Consider the following 2,854-nt stretch of genomic DNA (forward strand, 5'->3'; position numbering starts at 1 on the left):
CAGACCGATCTCCTCGCCGGCTTCTTCGCCAGCACCGGCATGACCCTCGAACCCGAGCCACCGAGATAACTCGAACCTTGGCCTTTCAACCTCTGTAGCTGTAGGAACCAGCACGGGTATGGACGGGGTGGGCACCAGAGCGGGGTGGGGTAAACAGCTACCTGTTCAAGCTGATCCGGGAGTCCATCCCGCTGACGCAGGAGTAGCTGCCGCCCATCGTCCGCCACCTGCCATCCGTCATTCCTACATTGATCGGGAGCCGCGCACGCCCCGTCTTCGTCAGATGGCTTCGGGAGTGGGCATGCTGCGGGGTGGCGCGTTCTGCGGCGAGTCTGCGACGATGCGGCGCGGTGCGGGCGGTTCAGCAGATGGGGTCAGCGATGCAAAGCCGGGTGATGTGCCTCAGCTATGACGAGGCAACGCGTCTCTGCCGGTCGCCGGAAGGCCCTGCGGAGCTCAGTCTCCTGACGCATGGCGCAACCAGCATCAAGCTGAGCCAGGTCACGGGCGCCATGGTCGGCGGAGGCATGTGATGGACCCGCAGGCATCTCTCCGCTCTGAATTCGAGCAGATGTTTCGTCAGCTCGCTGTCGACGTGGCCCGCGACGTCCTTGAAAATGCCAGGCCGCACATCGTGAGGTGGGTGAGTGAGCAGGCGATTCCGGCTGTGGCCGCGGCGATCCCGGCTGTCGGATCTGCGGTGGCATCTGTCGCGACGTCAGCCTGGAGAACGCTGGCCAGCATCGGTAGCGGTGGCGACCAGGTCGTCCGGGTAGAGGCGACGGTTGGCCCGGTCGAAGCGGCGCGGCTGGTGGAGTCTGCGCCTGCAGAAGCGTCGTACGACGTGGTGGCCGTGCTCGACGCACACCGGGCCGGGATGAGCAAGGCCGAAGCGCGGCGGCGCATCGTCGCAACCTTGGCGGCGAAACTGTTTGCGGCTGATCAGCTGCAGATGGTTCATGACGTGGGGAGCGATAATAGCAGCGACACGAGAGAGTTGACCAGCGCGATGGTGACGCTCACGGAGCAGCAGCTCGGGCGGGGCGTCCAGTTGATGCTCGAAGCGACGCCGTCGTTGCTCAGCGAGCAGTCGTTGAGCGACCTGCGGAACATTCTCGAAGCGTGATGATCCTCGTCTTGTTCGTCTTGCGTGCGGGACAGGTGTCGGGGCTTGGCGCTCTAGCAGCCTGCGTCCCCTGAGCGACCGTCGGCGAGGACGGTGGAGGTGGCGCGTTGTTGGGTGTGCCGTCGGCCACGCTGGCCACGTCCTGAATGCGCAAGCCCTCAGGGGGAGTCCGGACCGCCATTGCGGTCAGCGTCAGCGACGCGCAGCAGAGACCCACTTGCAGTACAACCAGGGCAAGTCCTGCAACAGACGTTCGACCAGGAGCTCGGCATACAACCGAGAGCGAGCCCACTGCTTGTCTCAGGCTGCCTCGAGGGATGAAGCTGAAGCCTTCGAACGCGAGCTACGAAGCCTTGAGGTTCCCCGGTAGGTCGGAGGCTCCGGCAAACCGGGGGAACCTCACCGGCGCCAGGTGACCAACCCCGGCGAGGCGGGGAGCCCTTCAAGGAGATCATCGGTGAGTGAGCACAGCCTGACCGTTGTTCGGCTGGACAGCGCTTCGTCCGGGGAACGGGAGGAGGCCATCGCTGGTGTGCGGGACCTTCTGCTTGCCCGCGGGGTGATTCTGCACAGCGACCGTCGTGATGCGTTGTGGCAGCCAAGCGAATGGAAGGCTGGTCCCGGAGCGCGCAGCGCAACGGTCGAGCTGGTCGACTGGTTTGACGGCTTCCTCGATACGGCCAACAACGGCGTCGACATCTGCGGCGACCGCGATGCCTACCATCCAGTGGAAAACGATGAGCCGCCGCGATGCCCTCACTGTTCGGCCGGCGCTCCGATGGCCTACACCGAGTCCTACGGCGACTGGCTGCACGAGTGGTTGACCGCCGGCCGGGAGCCAGTGTTCGGGTGCGATCAGTGTGGCTGGAGCGGGTTGGTGGGCGACTGGGGCGGGCAGTTCGGCGTCCTGATCGGAGCTCCCGCTGTGACGTTCTACAACTGGCCGCCGCTCTCACCAGCGTTCACCACAGACATCCGCGGTGCCCTCGGCGGTCGCACCGGCATTGTAGCCAGCCACTGGTGACGTAACCCGGTGCCCTCACGGGTGGACATCGTCGGCTGCGAATCATCACTGCGACGGCTTCCCCCAATGAGGCCCGTCCAGTCATCGCTGGACGCGCCAGGCAGCTCCGTGAGCTGGCAGACTTATGCCCTCGGGAAGCGGTCTGGGAGCTGCGGGATGCGTGACGCCGAGTCAGCGAACACTGTCCGGTCTCAGGGGTCACTTCAAGCCGTTGCCAGCATCCGGCTCTGTTGGGGTTCGGTCGTGCTCGTCAGGCGCCGAGACCTCCGCACAGGTAGTACAGGCTCACGGCTAGTTCTACTGCCCAGCCGGTCACGAGGCCAGCTGATGACCCGTGGCCGAGACGTCCGGACAGCGCAACACAGCAGCCCAGCAGCGCCAGTTGCGCGACGTCGTATATGGCGACACCGAAGAGCAGCGCCGCTGCTCTCCCGCCGGCGTCGAGGTTCGCGTTCGGGCCCTCACCAGCGGTGATAGCTGAGGCAACCGTGACCCCAGCGGCCAATGCCTGCCCAGCAAGGGCGATGAGTGCCCCGGCGACCGTCGCTTTGGTGATCGGCACCGGGGTAGCGTGGCACACGGCGACTTTGGGCGGTCGAAGGATCTGTCCCGCACCGGGTTTGATGGAGACATCGAAACCTGGGAGGAACACCAGCGATGCCCGCACCGAAGAAGTACAACGATGAGCTGCGTGAGCGTGCGAC

At 65.4% G+C, this 2,854-nt stretch carries 3 protein-coding genes; 2 read left to right on the plus strand and 1 reads right to left on the minus strand.

Features of this window, described 5'->3' with window-relative positions; genetic code table 11:
- Window positions 1-532: 532 nt before the first annotated feature.
- Both SM452_RS30250 and SM452_RS30255 read left to right on the plus strand, forming a co-directional pair.
- Window positions 533-1,126: a hypothetical protein gene (locus tag SM452_RS30250; RefSeq protein WP_396884519.1), complete on the plus strand. Its 594-nt coding sequence runs from the start codon at window positions 533-535 to the stop codon at window positions 1,124-1,126.
- A 457-nt stretch (window positions 1,127-1,583) separates the two neighbouring features.
- Complete coding sequence (locus SM452_RS30255; RefSeq protein ID WP_463841210.1) at window positions 1,584-2,150, plus strand: hypothetical protein; 567 nt, start codon at window positions 1,584-1,586, stop codon at window positions 2,148-2,150.
- A 250-nt stretch (window positions 2,151-2,400) separates the two neighbouring features.
- Here the strand turns inward: SM452_RS30255 and SM452_RS30260 are convergent.
- Window positions 2,401-2,854 (minus strand): hypothetical protein (locus tag SM452_RS30260; protein WP_463841211.1); only part of this gene is annotated, 454 nt, incomplete at its 5' end.

This window comes from Micromonospora sp. SYSU B005 (genome assembly GCF_055362685.1).